The following is a 615-nucleotide window of genomic DNA, read 5'->3' as shown; positions in this document are numbered from 1 at the left end:
ATTACGTTGTCAGTGATGATCTTATTTCTGGCCGCTTAATTCAGGTGCTCCCAGAATGGGAACTACCTTCAGGTGAGATTCATGCAGTTTTTCCCGCATCTCGATTTCGCCCGACAAAGGTTCGCTCATTTTTAAATATATTGATGGAGAAAGATAAAGAGCGCTGATTGTGCTTATCTTTTGCATGCCAGCTTAGATTCAGGAATACGCAGCATACCGGACATCGTGGCAATTTCAGCAAACGTAGACGTGTTTTCTTCCACGAAGATGGCAATACCAGGTCATCAAGGCTGAGCGCTCGTAAGGGAGGAGTCTTCCTCAGACTACGTGGTCGGTTTCCGGGAAATTAGCATTCATAATAACATCTTTATTTTCTTTTAATATTGAGTTTACGTTTGAATTTTTCGCATTCAATTTCCGGCCATCATGCATAGATGGGCCCGGATGATTATTTTTTTCGTCTATATTATTTAGTATTTTATGCTCCGACCCATGATTTTGACTGGCTCCTTCCCGCGAAATACGCCGATAAAGCAATACACGCACTTAAAACACTGCACAAACAAAGATAGGCATTCAGGGCTGTTTCCTGGGAGAAATGATCCATCATCACAC

At 42.3% G+C, this 615-nt stretch carries 1 protein-coding gene; it reads left to right on the top strand.

From position 1 onward, the window contains the following. A partial coding sequence (locus AC1DUO_RS26020; protein WP_477989626.1) for a LysR substrate-binding domain-containing protein occupies nt 1-167 on the top strand: 167 nt, incomplete at its 5' end. Nucleotides 168-615 lie beyond the last annotated feature (448 nt).

The sequence above is a fragment of the Rahnella sp. P4_A8 genome, from assembly GCF_056402435.1.
Note: the sequence above shows the minus strand (reverse complement) of the source record. Positions and strands in the feature narration are given on the sequence as shown.